Source organism: Brevibacillus laterosporus (genome assembly GCF_030489605.1).
GTDB classification, from domain to species: domain Bacteria; phylum Bacillota; class Bacilli; order Brevibacillales; family Brevibacillaceae; genus Brevibacillus_B; species Brevibacillus_B laterosporus_E.
Genome location: NZ_JAUKFY010000008.1, coordinates 105,963 through 124,325, shown reverse-complemented (window position 1 = coordinate 124,325; position 18,363 = coordinate 105,963). Strand labels below are relative to the sequence as shown.

14 protein-coding genes are annotated in these 18,363 nt (G+C 44.1%); 8 read left to right on the top strand and 6 right to left on the bottom strand.

Features of this window, described 5'->3' with window-relative positions:
- Positions 1 to 72 precede the first annotated feature (72 nt).
- Positions 73 to 1,128, top strand: a complete 1,056-nt coding sequence (locus QZ995_RS11150; protein WP_301806684.1) for a LacI family DNA-binding transcriptional regulator — start codon at positions 73 to 75, stop codon at positions 1,126 to 1,128.
- A 49-nt stretch (positions 1,129 to 1,177) separates the two neighbouring features.
- On the opposite strand, the gene QZ995_RS11145 is transcribed toward QZ995_RS11150, so the two are convergent.
- The 4 genes from QZ995_RS11145 to QZ995_RS11130 form a co-directional block, all read right to left on the bottom strand.
- A complete protein-coding gene (locus QZ995_RS11145; RefSeq protein ID WP_301806682.1) occupies positions 1,178 to 2,956 on the bottom strand; it encodes an acyl-CoA dehydrogenase family protein in 1,779 nt (592 codons plus the stop codon).
- An 87-nt stretch (positions 2,957 to 3,043) separates the two neighbouring features.
- On the bottom strand, positions 3,044 to 4,222 hold the full coding sequence (locus QZ995_RS11140) for an acetyl-CoA C-acetyltransferase (RefSeq protein WP_301806681.1): 1,179 nt from the start codon (positions 4,220 to 4,222) through the stop codon (positions 3,044 to 3,046).
- Between the two features lie 30 nt (positions 4,223 to 4,252).
- The gene (locus QZ995_RS11135) at positions 4,253 to 6,661 is read right to left on the bottom strand and encodes a 3-hydroxyacyl-CoA dehydrogenase/enoyl-CoA hydratase family protein (protein WP_301806680.1); all 2,409 of its coding nucleotides are present in this window, start codon (positions 6,659 to 6,661) and stop codon (positions 4,253 to 4,255) included.
- Positions 6,662 to 6,916: 255 nt separating this feature from the next.
- On the bottom strand, positions 6,917 to 7,330 hold the full coding sequence (locus QZ995_RS11130; protein WP_301806678.1) for a hypothetical protein: 414 nt from the start codon (positions 7,328 to 7,330) through the stop codon (positions 6,917 to 6,919).
- Between the two features lie 248 nt (positions 7,331 to 7,578).
- On the opposite strand from QZ995_RS11130, the gene QZ995_RS11125 reads away from it, so the two are divergent.
- The 7 genes from QZ995_RS11125 (at position 7,579) to QZ995_RS11095 (ending at position 13,802) form a co-directional block, all read left to right on the top strand.
- Positions 7,579 to 8,316, top strand: coding sequence for a hypothetical protein (locus tag QZ995_RS11125; protein ID WP_301806676.1), 738 nt, complete (start codon positions 7,579 to 7,581; stop codon positions 8,314 to 8,316).
- A gap of 382 nt (positions 8,317 to 8,698) precedes the next feature.
- Positions 8,699 to 9,850, top strand: coding sequence for a glutamate 5-kinase (proB, locus tag QZ995_RS11120; RefSeq protein ID WP_301806674.1), 1,152 nt, complete (start codon positions 8,699 to 8,701; stop codon positions 9,848 to 9,850).
- Positions 9,851 to 9,868: 18 nt separating this feature from the next.
- Positions 9,869 to 11,170: a glutamate-5-semialdehyde dehydrogenase gene (locus QZ995_RS11115; RefSeq protein ID WP_301806673.1), complete on the top strand. Its 1,302-nt coding sequence runs from the start codon at positions 9,869 to 9,871 to the stop codon at positions 11,168 to 11,170.
- 28 nt (positions 11,171 to 11,198) lie between these two features.
- Positions 11,199 to 12,047: a pyrroline-5-carboxylate reductase gene (proC, locus tag QZ995_RS11110; RefSeq protein ID WP_301806671.1), complete on the top strand. Its 849-nt coding sequence runs from the start codon at positions 11,199 to 11,201 to the stop codon at positions 12,045 to 12,047.
- Between the two features lie 119 nt (positions 12,048 to 12,166).
- Positions 12,167 to 12,994, top strand: a complete 828-nt coding sequence (locus QZ995_RS11105; protein WP_301806669.1) for a hypothetical protein — start codon at positions 12,167 to 12,169, stop codon at positions 12,992 to 12,994.
- Between the two features lie 157 nt (positions 12,995 to 13,151).
- Positions 13,152 to 13,442, top strand: coding sequence for a ferritin-like domain-containing protein (locus tag QZ995_RS11100; protein WP_301806666.1), 291 nt, complete (start codon positions 13,152 to 13,154; stop codon positions 13,440 to 13,442).
- Positions 13,443 to 13,469: 27 nt separating this feature from the next.
- On the top strand, positions 13,470 to 13,802 hold the full coding sequence (locus tag QZ995_RS11095) for a spore coat protein (protein WP_031411611.1): 333 nt from the start codon (positions 13,470 to 13,472) through the stop codon (positions 13,800 to 13,802).
- Between the two features lie 129 nt (positions 13,803 to 13,931).
- Here the strand turns inward: QZ995_RS11095 and QZ995_RS11090 are convergent, their stop codons facing one another.
- Together QZ995_RS11090 and QZ995_RS11085 are read right to left on the bottom strand one after the other, a co-directional pair.
- Positions 13,932 to 17,039, bottom strand: coding sequence for an efflux RND transporter permease subunit (locus QZ995_RS11090; RefSeq protein ID WP_301806663.1), 3,108 nt, complete (start codon positions 17,037 to 17,039; stop codon positions 13,932 to 13,934).
- The gene (locus QZ995_RS11085) at positions 17,032 to 18,279 is read right to left on the bottom strand and encodes an efflux RND transporter periplasmic adaptor subunit (RefSeq protein ID WP_301806660.1); all 1,248 of its coding nucleotides are present in this window, start codon (positions 18,277 to 18,279) and stop codon (positions 17,032 to 17,034) included. The genes QZ995_RS11090 and QZ995_RS11085 overlap by 8 nt, the downstream gene beginning before the upstream one ends.
- Between the last annotated feature and the right edge of the window lie 84 nt (positions 18,280 to 18,363).

Genomic DNA, 18,363 nt, shown 5'->3' with positions numbered 1-18,363 from the left:
TGGGGGCATCTCCCTGACTGTTTTTTCATGAGAGATCATAATGAAAAATAAAGTGGAAAGGGATGGTAACGCATGGGGGTAACAATTAAAGATGTGGCAAGGGCAGCAAATGTAGCACCATCTACAGTCTCTCGTGTCGTTGCCAACCATCCTCGCATTAGCGAAGAAACGAAGCAGCGCGTTCGAAAAGCCATGGAACAACTCGGCTATCATCCTAACTATCAGGCCCGGAGTCTTGCTAGCAAATCCTCACAAACCATTGGGCTGGTAATGCCTGATTCAACGGATCGGATCTTCCAAAATCCTTTCTTTCCTGAAGTGATCCGAGGTATCAGCAAAATTGCTCATAGCCGCGAGTACGCTATCTGTATGTCCACCGGGGAAACTGAAGCTGAATTGTATGATGGCGTTGTGAGAATGGTTCAAGGCGGTCGAGTAGATGGATTGATTCTGCTTTATTCCAAAATTAACGATCGCGTCACCAATTATCTAAAAGAACGAGATTTTCCCTTTGTAATGGTGGGAAAACCGCATACGGACATGGATGCCATTAATCATGTCGATAACGACAACTATTCAGCAGCGAAGGAAATCACCGAGTATCTCATCAAAAAGGGGCATGAACGAATCGCGTTTGTTGGTGGTTCACCTGACATGGTGGTCACCATTGACCGTTTAGAAGGCTATAAACAAGCCATCGCCCAAGCCTCCCTCCCCCTACAAGACGAATATATTGTTCGAGAAAAAGTCCTGCGTGAAGGCGGTGAGGAAGCCGCAATTGAACTAATGAATTTGCCTAACAGACCGACTGCCTTGATCGTGACGGATGACATGATGGCTTTGGGGATTTTGCGGGTCCTAAACGAAATAGGGGTTAACGTGCCTCAAGATGTGTCTCTTATTAGTTTTAACAATGCTCTGATTACGGAAATTTCTCAGCCGCCGCTCACCTCAGTGGACATTCAAATCTTTCAACTGGGATATCAGGCTGGAAAATGCTTGATTGAGAAGCTTGAACAACCTGATGAACCTACCAAGCGCATTATTATTCCCTTTAAATTGGTCGAGCGAAATTCTTGCGATAACTATCGTGCTTCCACCCAAAAGGATATAAAAAAGAAAAAGTAAAAGGTTGCCGATTCCTTGGCAACCTTTTTTATGCTCAAGCTATATGTTTCTATACTGCGTAGCCATCCTTCTCTAATACGTGAGCCGCGATTTGGCGTTTCAATCCAATGCTGTTGATTGGGTCACGACGTGTCAATTTTTTGAGAATGGATAAGCGTAAACGAAGGTCGTCCCCCTCTTCCATTCCCGCTAACGCTTCCTTCGCTCCTTGTTCGATACGATCGAAAGCCTCATGCACAAACACTGTTGTCAGGTTCAGCTTGTGCTGTTCTTTGTCTGCTCCATTTTTTGCGATTGCTTTTTCTGTGCGCTTAACGGCACTATCCATAGCATATAGCTCAATTAGCATGTCAGCCGCAATCGCTAGTAGCTCTTGCTCTTGATCCAATTGTTTTTGGTACTTCATCAAAGCTGAGCCTGCAACCATTAAAATGATTTTGCGTGTCATCTCCAGCAGATGCTTTTCAACAGCCAAAGGAGCTTCTTCCAGCTCACTAGGATAGTAGCTCATCAGCTCCTCCTGTAAGCCTGATGCTGCCTGCAACAAAGGCAATTCGCCTTTCATTGCTTTTTTAACCAATGTGCCTGGAATTAATAAGCGGTTAATTTCATTGGTGCCTTCAAAAATACGATTAATGCGAGAGTCACGATACATATTCTCGATTTCATACTCGGACATAAAGCCGTATCCGCCATGGATTTGCACGCCTTCATCCACACAGAAATCCAATACCTCGGAACTAAACACCTTGTTGATCGAGCATTCGATCGCATAATCAGCAATTGCCTTTGCTACCTCACGGCCATCATTTGCTTTTTCTCCCAAGCTTGACAGGGAGGAATCAAACATACCTACTGTTCGGTATACAGAGCTTTCAGACGCATATACTTTCGCTGCCATAGAAGCTAATTTATTTTGAATAAGCGGGAAGTTGGCAATTGGCGTTTTAAATTGTTTACGCTCTTTTGCATATTGCGTCGCAATATCTAATGCACGTTTTGCAGAACCTACTGTACCTACTGCTAGTTTATAACGACCAACGTTTAAAATATTAAACGCGATGACGTGACCTTTGCCCTTCTCACCCAATAGGTTTTCGACTGGTACCTTAGCGTCCTCAAAAATAACGGTGCGTGTGGACGAGCCTTTTATCCCCATTTTTTTCTCTTCCGGTCCAAATGATACGCCAGGGAAATCACGTTCTACAATAAACGCTGTAAAATGCTCACCGTCGATTTTGGCATAGACTACAAATACATCAGCAAATCCAGCGTTGGTGATCCATTGCTTTTCCCCATTTAACAGGTAATGCGTGCCATCCTCAGACAGACGAGCGGTTGCTTTAGCACCCAATGCATCCGAACCAGAACCCGGCTCTGTTAAGCAATAAGCCGCTAGACGGCGGCCCGATGCCAAATCAGGCAGGTACCGACGCTTTTGATCATCGTTACCAAAGTATACGATTGGCAGGGAACCAATCCCTACATGAGCACCATGGCTTAGGCCAAAGCTACGTGCACGTGCCATTTTTTCTGTAATTAACGCAGAGCTCATTTTATCAAGCCCAAGCCCCTCATACTCTTCCGGAACATCTGCACCTAACAGCCCTAATTCTCCCGCTTCCTTTAACAGGCGAACCGAATGATCAAAGTGATGCTGTTCAATCTCCTCCAAATGAGGTAAAACCTCGTTAACGACAAATTCCTCTGTGGTTTTCGCAATCATTTTTTGTTCTTCTGTATAATCCTCCGGCGTAAATACATCTTCTGCTAAACCTGTTTCGATCAAAAAGCTTCCACCGCGTACAATTTCTTTTACATCTGCCATGTTTCATTTCTCCTTTCCATATTTAACAAGCCAAGCTATTTATGCTTTGGACGCTTACATATTTTCACAGAACCTCAAACATCTTTTTTAAAGAACCTCAAACACCCCAGCAGCCCCCATACCGCCACCGATACACATTGTTACAACGCCATATTTCGATTGACGTCTCTTCATCTCGTTTAGTAGAGATACCGTTAATTTGGCACCTGTGCATCCTAATGGATGTCCCAATGCAATTGCACCACCGTTAACATTCACCTTCTCAGCATCAATGCCCAGCTCACGAATAACAGCTAGGGATTGCGAGGCAAATGCTTCGTTTAACTCAAACAAATCTACATCCTGAAGGCTAAGTCCAGCCTGCTTCAGGGCTTTTGGAACAGCAACAACTGGCCCAATTCCCATCACATCAGGATCAACACCGCCTACCGCAAAGGAGTGGAACTTGGCAATTGGCTTAATGCCCAATTCGTCTGCTTTTTCCTTGGACATTACGAGAACGGCGGCGGCGCCATCGCTAGTTTGAGACGAGTTACCCGCTGTAACGCTACCTTTTACGTGAAAGACCGGTCGTAATTTTCCCAAAGTTTCAACATTTGTATCAATTCGTACACCTTCATCTGTATCAAACACAAATTCTTTCTCATGACGTTTACCGTTCTCATCCACGTATACCTGCTTCACTGGCACTGGGACGATCTCATCTTTAAACTTTCCGGCCGCAATCGCCTCCGCCGCACGCTGATGGCTTCTTACCGCAAACTGGTCCTGATCCTCACGACTAATGCCATAACGCTGTGCCACTCTCTCTGCCGTATGTCCCATGCCCATGTATGCTTCTGGCATCGTTTCCACCAAGGTTGGGTTCAAAGCTACCTTATTCCCCACCATCGGTACAAGACTCATGCTTTCCACACCGCCTGCAATGATGACATCAGCACCACCGCACATGATTTGTTGGGCCGCATAAGCAATACTTTGTAAACCAGATGAACAAAAACGATTGATCGTAATACCTGATACATTGGTCGGCAATCCAGCTCGAAGACCGATTAAACGAGCCATGTTGGTTCCTTGCTCCGCTTCCGGCACTGCATTTCCAATAATTATATCCTCAATCAACGCCGGGTCCAGATTCGGAACACGGCGAAGCAAATCCTCTACAACATATGCGCCCAGATCAACTGGATGAACATCCTTTAATGAGCCGCGCTTTGACTTACCTACAGCCGTACGTGCCCCAGCCACGATGACTACTTCTCTCATGCTTTCTCCTCCTTCTTTTCCGACGCTTGTTTAGTTGCGCAACGGTTTTCCCTTAGCAAGCATATGCTGCATGCGCTGTTGGGTCTTTTGTGTTTTGATTAATTCAAGGAAGCCTTTGCGCTCAAGTTCAAGAATATATGTTTCGTTAACCAGTGTACCTGCTGGGACATCTCCCCCTGACATGATATAGGCGATTTTCGTTGCAATGAGTTCATCATGCTCACTGATCATGCCGCTTTCACGCAATCCATAGATATTTTGGCGTAATGAGGCATATCCTGTCGTTCCGATAGCTGGAATCCGGCGTTCTGCAGGAGGCGTATATCCGCGTTTATCAAGCTCCAGCACCGCTTGTTTAGCATCATATAACAAATGATCCTGATTGATTGAAATGCGATCAGTTGGGCGCATATACCCTAATTTAATCGCTTCCTTGCCGCTGGTGGATACTTTCGCCATCGCAATGGTTTCAAATGCTCGTGCTACAAATGGGAAGGCATCGACAGGAGTAGGAGTTCCGCTTGGAATGTTTTCCATCGCTCTAAAGAGCATTTCTTTCGTACCACACGCTCCCGGCAATACACCCACGCCTACTTCTACAAAGCCCAGATAGGTTTCCGCCGCCAATTGCACCTGATCAGCCATATAACAAATCTCTACTCCGCCACCAAGCGTCATTCCGAACGGCGCAGCTACTACCGGACGAGGCATTGTACGTATTCGGTTAACGGTGTTGTGGAACTTCTTAGCCAGCATATCTAGCTCAAACCAGTTTTCGTCCTGTGCCTCCATTAATGCCATCGCTAGGTTTAATCCGACACAGAAGTTCTTGCCTTGGTTTCCGATCACCATACCGGTAAAGTTTTTCTCTACTTCATCTGCTGCTTTATTGAACATTTGCAAAATATCTACGCCGAGCGCATTATGCGGAGTGGTAAATTCAAAGCAAGCAACCCCATCGCCTAAATCAATTAAGGACGCACCTGCATTTTTGACAATCACTTTGCCCTGTTCTTTTAAAGCGGCCAGATTAATGACTTCTTTTTTCTCTTCTAGTCCCCTAAAGGCTCCGCCGATATGAAAAGCAGCAATCTTTCCTTCCGCTTTTTCATAGAATGAGGTTTTTCCACTAGCCAATAGCTCCTCTACCAAAGCTGGAATTGTTTCTCCCTCTTCTCTCATCCGAGCTACTGATTTCTCAAGGCCTATGGCATCCCAGGTCTCAAAAGGACCTAGCTCCCAACCAAAACCCCATCTCATCGCTTTATCTACTGAAACAATGTCATCTGCAATCTCTGGTACTTTTGCGGCTGCATACAGCATTGTCTTTTTCAATACGTTCCATAAAAATTCGCTGCCTTTATCTTTTCCATACACAATTGCCTGCAATTTTTGTGGCAATGTTTTGGCTTGCTTAGCAGCCTCCAATGAAGCAAACTTCGCTTTTACCCTTGGCTTATATTCCAACGTCTTCGCATCCAAGACCAAGATCTCTTTTCCTGCTGCTGTTTTCTCCTGCTTAAAGAAGCCCTGACCTGCTTTTTGACCTAACCAGCGATTTTCCACCATCTTGGTAAGGATCTCAGGAATTTCAAACATGGCTTTTTCAGATTCGTCCGTAGCTTTATCACGAACATTTTTGGCAACGTGTACATACGTATCCAAACCCACCACATCCAAGGTTCGGAACGTCGCGCTTTTTGGACGACCAATTACTGGACCTGTAAGAGCATCTATTTCATCTGCTCCTAACTCAAGACGCAGCATTTCCTGAATGGACACTTGAAGACCATATGTACCTACGCGGTTGGCGATAAAGTTAGGTGTATCCTTACAAAGAACAGTTCCTTTTCCGAGTACAAATTCTCCAAAATGCATCATAAATTCAACTAAGGCCGGATCAGTATGCTCACCTGGGATGATTTCTAAGAGCTTTAAGTAACGAGGGGGATTAAAAAAGTGAGTTCCCAGGAAGTATTTTTTGAACTCTTCTGAACAATCCTGACACATTTCATTGATGGAAACACCCGAGGTATTAGAGGATACAATCGCGCCAGGTTTGCGATAAGCTTCTATTTTAGCAAATACCTGCTTTTTCACATCTACATTCTCGACAACAACCTCGATGATCCAATCCACTTCTCTTAGTTTGTCTAGATCATCCTCCAAATTGCCTACTGTGATGAGGGAGATGGAATCTTTATCATACAGAGGCGCCGGCTTTTCTTTTAGCAGTCGATCACGACCCGCTTGTGCAATACGATTACGAACGGCTGGGTGATCCAGCGTCAATCCTTTCTTGCTCTCTTCCTCCGTCAGTTCACGCGGTACGATATCCAGCAGATAAGTAGGGATACCTACGTTAGCCAAATGGGCTGCAATACCAGCTCCCATGACCCCTGATCCCAAGACCGCAGCTTTGTTAATTTTGCGTTCCATGAAGTCTCCTCCTTCATATGCCTGTATCATGGCTTGATTTTAGCAGGTAGGCAGATTTGGTGTCGTTTTTCGTCTTGAATGAATGCTCATTCATTATCTGCCTATAAAAACATTCCACAAAAATCGCCTTATTTTTTCGATTCTGTGGAATGTTGACATTTACTACCAAAAAAGTAATTGTTCAGATTCATTGTAAACCAAATAACCATACCTTGCAATCCTATTTTCTGAATTTCATCACTATTTGATTAGATTCTATAATGATGTAAAGGATTCATCGCGCAGCATAGTTAATTCGCCCATAAAGAAAGCTAACTCCTCTGTTTCTTCCAGCTTGCCAGCTTCTTGAAGCATTTCAAAACGACGGAGCATCATGTTTGCGAAATCTTGAATTTGAATAGGTGTCGCATCAGAGTCTACAGTGTCATGAATGTTAATGCTTTCTACCCCTTCATAATGCGTAATAATCCTAAAATCACCAAGCTCGCCTAGATATTCTGTTGAATTGTATTTGGATTTCTCCAGCTTCGTAATCATACTCATAATATCAGCGGCCTGAGAGCTGTGAAAAGCAACTTGGAAAAAGTCACGGCCTCTGCCATCTTTTGTTTTTACAAGCAATACGTCATACGTCATTAATTTTCTTTGTTTATTTCCAAATCCGAACATGCGTTATGACCACCTCAAATAAACCGGGGCTTCCCCCTATTTTCAATGCTTATCCCTTTTATGATAGTGGGAAAACAGTCAACAAACAACCCCTCGTCGTTCTTTTTTCCCTTTTCTTTCTTCAATATTGTCTTATCATAACCATCTCCTCCTTCCTCCATGCCTTTGTTAGTAAAATCTAACGGGTTTGAAATCGGCTTCCTACTCAAAAGCTAGCAGAAAAGGAGAAAATGGCGAGGTGATTTTTTATGAATAAAAATTGGTATATTCCGTTGCTAATAGCTCTCCTTATATCTGGTGCAACGGGATGTAAAGGTGATAAACCACCAGAGCAATCAAAGAATACCAGTGAGAAGGAACACAGTCAAAAGGCAGAGAAAACAGTTAAATCACAAGGTGCTACCAATAAATCCAAGAAATCTTCTGCCACAACTGCTGAAAAATCAGACCGCATAAATACAGCCGATACCAAAAAGGAACAGGCTAAATGGCAAACAACAGCATTGGCTCATATGGAAACAAATCTCAATGATGTGTCGGTATTCTTACAAAAGGCCGAACAGGTAATTAATCACTTGGAATACGCTGCTGCTACCCTTCCTGATGGCAAAGAGATTAAAGAAGATGGACTCATTTATAGACAGCTTCCAAAGCCTTATCATACCAGAGATGGGATTCTCGCTTTCTTTCAGCAGTATTGGAGCAGACCGTTAGCTGTTGCCTTGTACGATCATTTAGATACGAAAATCGTTGATGGCAATGTTTATTTGTCTACTTCGACAAAACGCTATCCCGTATTTATCTCTACTCAGAATATGAAGGTTTCCGTTGAAAATAGCGGTTTAATTGTGGAGGTTTCTGGAATTTCGCCTACTGTCGCATCCTCCAGCTCGGTTGTGAGGTATCACTTAGGACGGGATCAGGAATCCAAACGGTACGAAATAACAAAACGCTCTGGCATATATGGACAGGAAAATTTCCAGTAACGTCCCTTGACATTTTCCCGTCCTCCCCATCATAATGATGTAAATAATCATACTTCATCGCTTTGAAGGGAAATAGTAAAGCCCCCTTTCTGCCCCAGAGAACGTGATCCATTGGCTGGAAGATCGCGTGCATGAAACAGCTTGAACCCATCCCAGAGCGGCTAGGGATGACCTAGACAGGATTCTTTCCCCTGTTATCAAGGAAAGCGCTTATCGGCCATTTAGGGCTTTCTTAAGTGTAAAGATAGATGTCGATCCATGTAAGGATGGGTTCGGCATTTAATTAAGGTGGTACCGCGAAAGTAAACCTTTCGTCCTTATGTTTTTCTAAGGATGGAAGGTTTTTTTGTTTGTTAGAGATGAAAAAGGAGAGCAGATCAACATGAATCAGACTGGAAAAATGCGCATTGTGGTGAAAGTAGGAAGCAGTTCCCTAGCAAAAAAACAAGGCGGCTGCGACCAGCAAAAAATGAGTCTCTTGGTAGATGCCATTGCAGCTCTGCGTGGTGAAGGACACGAGGTCGTACTCGTGAGTTCGGGAGCTGTAGCAAGTGGCTATTGCCTGCTAGGCTATGAACAACGACCGCGAACCATCGTAGCTAAGCAAGCCGCAGCAGCCATCGGACAAAGTATTTTGATGGAGCATTACTCAGCTTTGTTTGCTGCCTACAACTATCATATCGCACAGATTCTGTTGACTCGCAGTGACTTCTCTAATCAGGAACGATACCGTCATGCGTTTCAAACGATGTCCCTACTCCTTTCACGCAACATCACTCCTATTATTAACGAGAACGACACTGTTTCTGTTGCAGAGTTAACGTTCGGCGATAACGATATGTTAGGTTCATTAGTGGCTGGCATGCTGCATGCTGACATCTACATCATTTTGACTGATACGGATGGCATTTATAATAAAGACCCAAGAAATAATCCTGACGCAAAGCGCTTCGAAAAGGTCGCTACCATTACAGATGAAATCAAAGCAGTAGCTGGCGGTTCAGGTTCATCTCTTGGTACTGGAGGAATGCAATCAAAGGTAATTGCTGCTGAAACTGCCTTAAAGGTAGGCACGCGCACCTTTATCGGCCGGTTATCCTCCAAGGATAGTTTATTACATGTCATTAATGGGACAGGAGAAGGAACCTATATAGGAGATTTTGGCGGAATGAATTCGGACACCTCTACTGCTCATGCTGCTGAAAAGCGCGAGAGTGTTTCAACCCAAAAGCAGTGGATTGCCCTGCATTCCGCTATCGCCGGCCGCTTGCATGTAGATGCCGGGGCCCAAGAAGCGATCCAGCAACGCAAAAGCAGTCTGCTGCCAGCAGGAATTACCAGTGTAGAAGGTGATTTTTCGCAAGGGGATGTTGTTGAAGTTTATGCTCCTACTGGTTTAATTGGTCGAGGTGTCTGCCGCTATGATAGTGAACTGCTGCGCCAAATCATCAGTGAACCGCAAAGGGAAAAGCCTTTTACAGAAGCCATTCATCGAGATCAATGGGTATCTCTGCCCCATCTCATTCAAAAATAGAAAAAGGAGCGGGAAAAAATGAGAGAAGGAAACCAACAAACGAAAGTAGCCTCCAATGAGGTGATTGATCAGGTTACGAAGCAGGCAAAATTAGCTCAAGCAGCCTCGCGAAAATTAGCACTTTTGACCAGTGAACAAAAGAACGCTGCATTACAGGCTATAAAGGAACAGCTTTTAGCTGATCAAGCTTATATTTTAGCTGAAAATAAATTGGATGTTGACAAGGCAATTGAAAGCGGACAGCTTGCGAGCTTAATTGATCGTCTTAGTCTAACACCCGAACGAATTACTGCCTTAGCTGACAGTCTGGAGGATTTAGCTGCTCTTGCTGATCCTATTGGCGAAACAACTGCAGAGTGGGTACAAAAGGACGGCTTGTCTATTCGTTCTGTGCGTGTACCACTAGGGGTAATCGGTATGATATATGAAGCACGTCCAAATGTTACAGTAGATGCGGCCGCCATTTCACTAAAAACGGGAAATGCCGTTGTACTGCGCGGCAGCGCCTCGACCACTCGTTCTAATCTAGCTTTGGTAAAAAGTATTCAAACCGCTCTCCAAAACCTGGGGCTGCCACATAAAGCGGTTCAGTATCTTGCTACGACTGATCGGGCAGCGGTAGATGTTATGTGCAGTCTCCATGGAATTATTGACGTGATCATCCCGCGCGGAGGAGCAGCACTAATTAATCGTGTTGTGAAAAACTCCATTGTGCCTGTTATTGAGACCGGAGTAGGTAATTGCCATATTTTCATTGATCAATCCGCTGAATCGGCTATGGCCCAAGCTATCGTACAAAATGCCAAGCTAAGCCGTCCTGCTGTATGCAATGCTCTTGAGTCCCTGCTTATCCATCAAGATTTTGGACATGATCAATCCGCAACTCTTTTGACATCCCTGCTAGATGCAGGAGTAGAGTTGCGCGTATGCGAAAGAACAATGGCTTCCCACCCAGAGCTGCGCGATCGCTTTGTCTTAGCTACCGAACAGGATTGGCATGCTGAATTCCTAGATACCATTCTTGCCGTTAAAACGGTTACGAGTATAGATGAGGCCTTGGAGCATATCGCTACTTATGGAACCAAGCATTCGGAATCAATTTTGACTGAGGATCAAACGCAAGCAGAACGCTTCTTGCAAGCCGTAGACGCCGCTGTTGTTTATCATAATGCTTCTACACGTTTTACAGACGGCGGAGAATTTGGCTTTGGAGCTGAAATTGGAATTAGCACCCAAAAATTGCATGCTCGCGGTCCTATGGGTCTAACAGCATTGACTTCCATTAAATACCGTGTCTTAGGAAACGGACAAACAAGGTAATTTTTATTTGCGAAAGGAGATCTCTCTCATGAACGATCATCAAGCTAACCAGATATGCCAACAACTACACGTAGGTTTTATGGGAGCAGGTTCCATCGTAGAAGCCATTGTAAAAGGTATCACAGCTAAACATTTACTACCTGCAAACAGCATCTATGTGACGAATCATTCAGATGATGCTAGGCTCCGTGAGCTGCAAGAACAGTACGGAGTGATCCCAACTCGTGATTTATCTGCTATGCTTCTTCAATCTCAAGTAATCATTTTGGGAATGAAGCCAAAGGACGTCGCCTCTGCATGCCAGACCCTGCGTGAATACGTTACCCCTGATCATTTGATTATCTCTGTCATTGCTGGAGTCCCTACTTCCTCTATTCAGGAATGGCTTGGAGTCGAATGTCCAATCATTCGTACGATGCCAAACACATCTTCAGCCGTAGGTTTATCTGCAACTGGAATGGCTGCTGGCAAATATGCATCTGAGCAGCATCTGGCTATAGCAGAATGTTTATTTCAATCAATCGGTCATGTGTGTATCGTTCCCGAACAGGAATTAGATATTATCACTGGCTTATCTGGAAGTGGGCCTGCTTATATTTATTATCTTGTTGAAGCCATGGAGGGTGCTGGACAGCTAGCAGGTCTTTCCCGAGAGATATCCCGTGAGCTAACCGTACAAACACTGCTTGGCGCCGCTCATATGCTGATAGCGACCAAGGAAGAGCCAGCGGTCCTGCGTAAAAAAGTAACTAGTCCAGGCGGAACTACGCAAGCAGGCCTAGAGGTATTGCAAGCACACGGCTTTAAGAAAGCTATAACAGAAGCGGTTCTGCGGGCTACTCAACGAGCACGAGAACTGGGAGCGCCTTATCGGTAAAAAAGTCAGCTAAGACTTCTATTAGCCATTTCGATGTGCTTCTATGCATTGCCCCGCTTTTCTCCCTGTGCTTGATTAATCCATGCTATACTGAATAAAAAAGTGGAGGAGGGAAGTTTGTGCAAGTATATGCTCTCTATGGCCCTAGTGGTACAGGTAAAAGCACCAGTGCATTAAGTCTCGCTCACTCACGTCACATTGATGCCATCATTGATGATGGAATTCTCATCTATGAAGGTCGTAAGGTTGCAGGCTACTCAGCTAAATACGAAAAGACAAAAATTCGTGCAGTAAAACGCGCTATCTTTCATTTTTCAGATCATGTGGATGAAGTACAGCGCGTTCTGCACAAGCTTCCTATAGAAAAAATTTTAATTTTAGGCACCTCAAAACGGATGATTGGAAAGATTATCACTGCGCTCGATTTGCCGGAAGTAACGGAATACATCCCAATAGAAGCGATTAAACCTGAAAAAGAGATTGAAGCAGCCCGCTATGTTCGTGAAACAATGGGCCAGCACGTAATTCCTATTCCACGCGTAGAAGTGGAGAAGGATTTATTTAAACGAATTGTTGATTCCGCATGGCAAATCTTTGCTTCTAAAAAACACATGGGTGAAACCACAGTTGTTCAGCCTTCCTTTTCCCAAGGCCGTATTCAAATTCATGAACAGGTATTGCGTAAACTGGTACAGCAGGCCTGCTATCGAAATAGCACTGTCGTGAAAGTGCACAAAGTGGATTATACATTTCAAGCCATGCCTCGTCTTCAGGTAACATTATCTGTACAAGCAAAGCTTGGAGAAGATTTACGTTCTCGGTTAATTGAGCTGCAGCATCAACTGCAGGAGGAGCTAGAATACTACCTATTCATCGCTCCAGCCAGCATTGACTTTGAAATAATCGCTTTGCAATTCATCCAAGCTGCAAACGACCACTCAAAGTAAGCAAGCTCTCTGGCAAACCTGAAAATAAATACATAATACCCCTTTCCTTACAGGCCGATTTGGCTCTGGAAAGGGCTTTTTTGTCTCGTATGAAACCTTCTGTCCAAACAAAAGCTATCCTTGTGAACTGTCCAGATTTGAAAGGAGGCTTTCCACTATGCAAACCATCTCTTCTAAGTTAGCTAGCGTCCAAAATCAACAAATTCCATTCCCTACCCCGCCTACAATCATTACGGGCAAAGATTTATCTTATCTAAAGGATGCCCTGTCCTGGGAGTTAAACGCCTTTAAGAAGCTTCATTTTTTCGCACAGCAGGTACAAGACCCTCAGATTAAAGACCTGTTAAATAAAACGGGCTACATGCACCAAATGCATTATGAACAACTGTTAACCCACCTTACTATCAACAATGCAAACGTCACCAAAACTTTGCCACAGATGCAATAATCTTCAGGAAAGGGAGGGAGTGTCCTCATGCAAAACAAACAAATTGCGAATCCGCAATCCAATCAATTGCCGCAGGTCAAAGGCCCTGAAATGAATGATCGTGATTATATCAATGATGCGCTTAGCACCTGCAAATATTTAACTGATAGCTTAAATGACGCGGTACGGGAAGCAAGTCACCAGCAATTACATGAAACCTACATGCAATTATTAACGGAAACTCATCAGTCAGCCCGTGAATTATATAATTGTATGTTTCAAAAGGGCTGGTATAAGCTTGAAGCAGCAGATCAGCAAAAGGTAACGCAAGCTCATCAGCAATTTAGCGGATATTCGACTCAATTCCCATATAACCATTAAACAACACCGAAAAGCTTATCTTTGACTTTTAAAGACACGAAAAAGAATGGATAACAGTCGTAAATCATTTGACTTGCTATCCATTCCTTTTTGCTGTTTTTATGACCACCGAGGAAGCCTTCTACTTACTTACAATGGCCTTTCAGCTTGTTGGCTGCTTATCTGTTCCCGCGCCTTCTTTTTTGCTATTTTACTTTGCTTGCTAATTGCAATAACCGTATACAGGGACGGGACCACAATCAGTGTTAGCAGCATGGAGAACACTAAACCGGAAATAATGGTTATAGCGAGCGGTTTGAACATCACGCTGCCCGTAATCGCCATTGGTGTAAGCCCTGCTATTGCTGCCAGAGATGTTAACAGGATCGGTCTCAATCGGGCTTTACCAGCTCCAATAACTGCTTCCTTCAACTCAACGCCAGTATGTCTTGCCTCCTCGATAAACTCAATCAAGACAATCCCATTTCGCACAACAATCCCTGACAAGGAGATAAAGCCTGCCACTGTCATAAATCCGATTGGTGTTCCTGTAACGAATAACCCGATTAGACTACCAGCAATCGCCAGATAAACCGTACTCATGACCAAAATAGGAATGGATAACGAATTAAACTGTATGACAATCAAGAGAAAAATGAGGAAAACGGCTACAACCGCCAGCATTCCTAAATCAAATAAAATATCGGTTTCCTCTTCTGTTTCACCAGTTACATTCCATGCATACTCAGCCGGTAATTCTAGCTTCTCCATCTTCTCTTTCAATTCCCTCATCACATCATCAGCCGTCCGATCCCCTACATCGCTAGTAATCGTGACACTTCTTGATAAATTGTAGCGAGGTATATTCTGCATTGATAAGGCTGGCTTCATTTCCGCTATCTGAGAGACAGGAATGAGCTGGCCCTGAACGTTTGGAACTGTAAGCTGTTGAAAGACTTGCTGAGTTGTCATTCCCGATTGATCCGCAAGCAGAGTGATATCAATCAAATGTTTCCCATTATCAAATTGCCCCATAGGAATTCCTTGGCTAATCAGACGCAACGTCCGCGTTAAGTCAGCTTCACTGATCAGCTTCTTATCCATGTTTCCCTGATTCACATTGAATTGCAGGGCATATTGCTCGTTACCAAGAGTATCATTTATATTATAGGTTCCCCGCGTTTCAGCAATCAGTTGTTTTATTTGCTCCGAAATGGCATATAGCTGATGCAAATCGTCTCCATACACCCGAATGGCTACCGGACTTCCTGTGTACATCGCTGCCTTTACACTATAGGGAATAATATTTGCTTCTGGGTACATCTGTTTAAACTCTGCCATCCACGGCTTCAGGATTTTTCTTGAATCCATTTGCTTATTATCAAATGCAATCACTAATTGTGCCATATTTTCTCCTGATCCGACAGGCGGTGCGCTCGGAATCATCTGTGGCCCATTCCCACCTACGAAAGCAGAGACCTTTTCAATATGCGGCTGCTTCTGAATCCACTCTGTAACGCCCTGAACAATTCGATCTGTTTCCTGCAAATTACTGCCGACAGGCGTGCTAATGTTGACAACCATCTGTGGTCGGTCGTCATCAGGAAAAAGCTGAACGGGTATAAATGTAATCAATCCATAGAACACGGTTGCTATCAATACCCCAATTATTCCTGTTTTTAATGGATTCTTCAGCATAATCGGCATTACGCGATCCCCATACCAATGAATCAAGGAGTTGATTTGTTTTCCTAACAGACCGGCTGGCTTCTGGTAGTTTGTCTGTTTTTTGTTCCGTCTCTGGTTCCATTCTCTAAAAATAGGAACTATCGTAAGTGACATGAGCATGGAGGCTAGCATCGTAAAGATGATGATGACCGGAACAGGAAAGATAAAATGCCCCGCATCTCCAGGAAGAAAAATGATCGGTCCAAACGCCGAAACCGTAGCCAGAGTAGCTGTGATAATCGAAACCGAGACCTCTTTGGTCCCAAGTACGGCAGCCGCATACGGGTCTTCCCCCAGTACAGACAGCCTTCTCTCGATATTGTCATTCACCACTACTGCGTCATCCACCAGAATACCAAGTACAATGATGAGTCCGAAGATCGTCATCTGGTTGAGTGTAATTCCAAAGAAAGGAAGGACAGCCATCCCTGCTGCCAATGAGATTGGAATCGCCAACGCTACCATCATGGATGTCGTCAGGTTCAAGCCTAGCGTGCATATGAAAAGAACGGCCACAATGGCAATCAGCATCTCGTGCAACAGTCCGGAGAAAAGCTCATCAATTCGATCGACCTGAGAAAAGACAGGTTCTTTTTTCGCCCACGAGGGAAGGTTCTTTTCTAACGCTTCCAGCTTTTGATCAATGGCTTTCTGAACACGAGGAACATCGCTTCCCAATTCGGCATTTATGCTGACTGTCACAGCAGGCTTCCCGTTATAATAGGTTCGATAGTCAAGTCTTTTGGTACTGTCTGAAATCGTCGCGATATCCTGAAGATAAACAGGAACTCCCTCTTTTGTACGGTTTACAATTACTTTGTTGAATGCGTCAGCCTTGTAGCTAACAGGCAAGGTAAGCTGATATTTACGGGTGTCAATGTTGACATCCCCAAGTGGCGTTGTTTCGTTTTTCGTTCGAACAGCATTCATTACCTGTGTCCAAGAAAGTTGGTATTGTTGCAATCTTTGGGCATTTACATATATTTTTAGTTCCTGTTTTGGCAAACCGAGTATAGAGACATCTGAAACACCAGGTATGGTACGAAGCTGGTCCTTCCAAAGATCAAGCGTATCGCGCAGCTGAAGAATTTCCTCAAATGATTCTGCCGTAATTTGAAAGGTCTGTATAAACGTACGACTCATGTCATCATTAATGATTGGTTGCTCTGCTTCCTCAGGTAATTCAGCCTCAGCATCCTTCACTTTTTTCCGCAGCTCTTCAAATACCTTTTTCGGTTCGACTTTACTCTCTGATCGAACGGTAATGAGGGATATCCCAGACCGGGATTCGGAACTAATTGATTTGATGCCTTGAACCTCATTGATCTTTTCTTCCAATTTCTTCGTTACGGTTTGTTCCATTTTTTCCGGAGTTGCCCCTGGATAAATGGTTGTGACCGTAGCCATACTGACAATGGTGTCTGGTGATTCCTGCTTAGGAAGTGAGAGGGAAATGAATATCCCGATCAGCACCACCATCGTAAAGAAAACAAGCGTTATTTTTCGCTTTTTGATGAAATATTCAATCATGCTGTTTGCCCCCTCCCACGGTAACAATGTCACCGTCGAGCAATCGGTCAGCACCTTTCGTAATCAGCATATCTCCTGCTTGGAGCCCAGATGTAATTTCCAGAAAATTATCAACGTACTGGCCAATGACTACAGGCGTCTTCCTTGCTTTACCGTCTTTTATCACATAGACAAAAGGACCAGACCCTCGGCTAAAAACAGCTTCTATCTGCACAAAAATTCCTTCTTTTTGTGACAATGCCCGCTTCGCACTTACTACCTGTCCGGGAAACCAGTCATGCTTTGCATTATCAATCACAACTTCTACGCTGATCGTACCTGTCTGCTCATTGGTGGCCGGATAGATTTTTGAGACTTTTCCTGTTCGTTTTTGCTCATACAGGGTAAATTCGACTGTATCTCCTACATTCCAAGCGGATATATCTCTGTCAGGCACGGGTAAAACTGTTTTCAGTTGGGTAATGTTCCCGATACGGTAAACAGGAACGCCCGGACTAGCCAGTTGTCCCACATCCACTAACTTTGATAGTACTGTTCCAGTAATAGGAGCTTTTATCTGTGTTTTTGCTAGAGTGGCTGCGGCCTGATTTCGGCCAACAACAGCGCCCTGATAGCTCGCTTGAGTCGAGCTTATATCCTCCGTCCGGGCCCCTGCCACTACAAGCGAATAGGATTGCTGAGCCGAGGCAAAGTCTTTTTTAGCAAGTTCTAGTGCGTTTTTGACATTTTCAAGCTCAGTTTGAGGGATCGCACCACTCTTATAGAGTTGCTCCATGCGTATGTAATCTTTTTGTGCCTTTTCCAGCAAGATTTTCTTTGCATCAACCGCTACTTTTGCTTGCTGAATCTCTTGTTCTCTGAAGCCGTTTTTTACTTTAGCCAAATTAGCGTTCGCACCATATACATGAGCCTCGGCCAAAGCTAGCTGGAGGGAATAATCTGTGGAATCAAGCTGGGCCAAGATATCGCCTTTTTTTACTTGATCTCCTTCTTTGTATGGTAAAGACTTGATCTCTCCTGCTACTTCGAAAGATAACGTGGTTTCTTCCTTGGGAGCAAGCGTTCCGGAAAGCTCACTCATCTCTTTAAATGTTTTCGCTTTAATTGCCTCTGCTACAACTATTTTTGCCTCCTGCGGTTGAACAAGTGCTTCCTTATCTTTACTGCATGCCGTCATCACGATCATCGAGAGGGAGAGTATGAGTAGAATCCAAAACCTTTTTTGTACGGTAGCATTCATGTTCTTATCACTCCTATATTTTAAATCTGTTAGATTGTGAAAACTGACTTGGGATCGGAATGAATATTCATTCCGTTTTGGTAA

What these genes read in the sequence shown, in the direction of transcription:
- QZ995_RS11150 (WP_301806684.1), top strand. Translation starts at nt 73, where the DNA reads ATGGGGGTAACAATTAAAGATGTGGCAAGGGCAGCAAATGTAGCACCA.
- QZ995_RS11145 (WP_301806682.1), bottom strand. Translation starts at nt 2,956, where the DNA reads ATGGCAGATGTAAAAGAAATTGTACGCGGTGGAAGCTTTTTGATCGAA.
- QZ995_RS11140 (WP_301806681.1), bottom strand. Translation starts at nt 4,222, where the DNA reads ATGAGAGAAGTAGTCATCGTGGCTGGGGCACGTACGGCTGTAGGTAAG.
- QZ995_RS11135 (WP_301806680.1), bottom strand. Translation starts at nt 6,661, where the DNA reads ATGGAACGCAAAATTAACAAAGCTGCGGTCTTGGGATCAGGGGTCATG.
- QZ995_RS11130 (WP_301806678.1), bottom strand. Translation starts at nt 7,330, where the DNA reads ATGTTCGGATTTGGAAATAAACAAAGAAAATTAATGACGTATGACGTA.
- QZ995_RS11125 (WP_301806676.1), top strand. Translation starts at nt 7,579, where the DNA reads ATGAATAAAAATTGGTATATTCCGTTGCTAATAGCTCTCCTTATATCT.
- proB (WP_301806674.1), top strand. Translation starts at nt 8,699, where the DNA reads ATGAATCAGACTGGAAAAATGCGCATTGTGGTGAAAGTAGGAAGCAGT.
- QZ995_RS11115 (WP_301806673.1), top strand. Translation starts at nt 9,869, where the DNA reads ATGAGAGAAGGAAACCAACAAACGAAAGTAGCCTCCAATGAGGTGATT.
- proC (WP_301806671.1), top strand. Translation starts at nt 11,199, where the DNA reads ATGAACGATCATCAAGCTAACCAGATATGCCAACAACTACACGTAGGT.
- QZ995_RS11100 (WP_301806666.1), top strand. Translation starts at nt 13,152, where the DNA reads ATGCAAACCATCTCTTCTAAGTTAGCTAGCGTCCAAAATCAACAAATT.
- QZ995_RS11095 (WP_031411611.1), top strand. Translation starts at nt 13,470, where the DNA reads ATGCAAAACAAACAAATTGCGAATCCGCAATCCAATCAATTGCCGCAG.
- QZ995_RS11090 (WP_301806663.1), bottom strand. Translation starts at nt 17,039, where the DNA reads ATGATTGAATATTTCATCAAAAAGCGAAAAATAACGCTTGTTTTCTTT.
- QZ995_RS11085 (WP_301806660.1), bottom strand. Translation starts at nt 18,279, where the DNA reads ATGAATGCTACCGTACAAAAAAGGTTTTGGATTCTACTCATACTCTCC.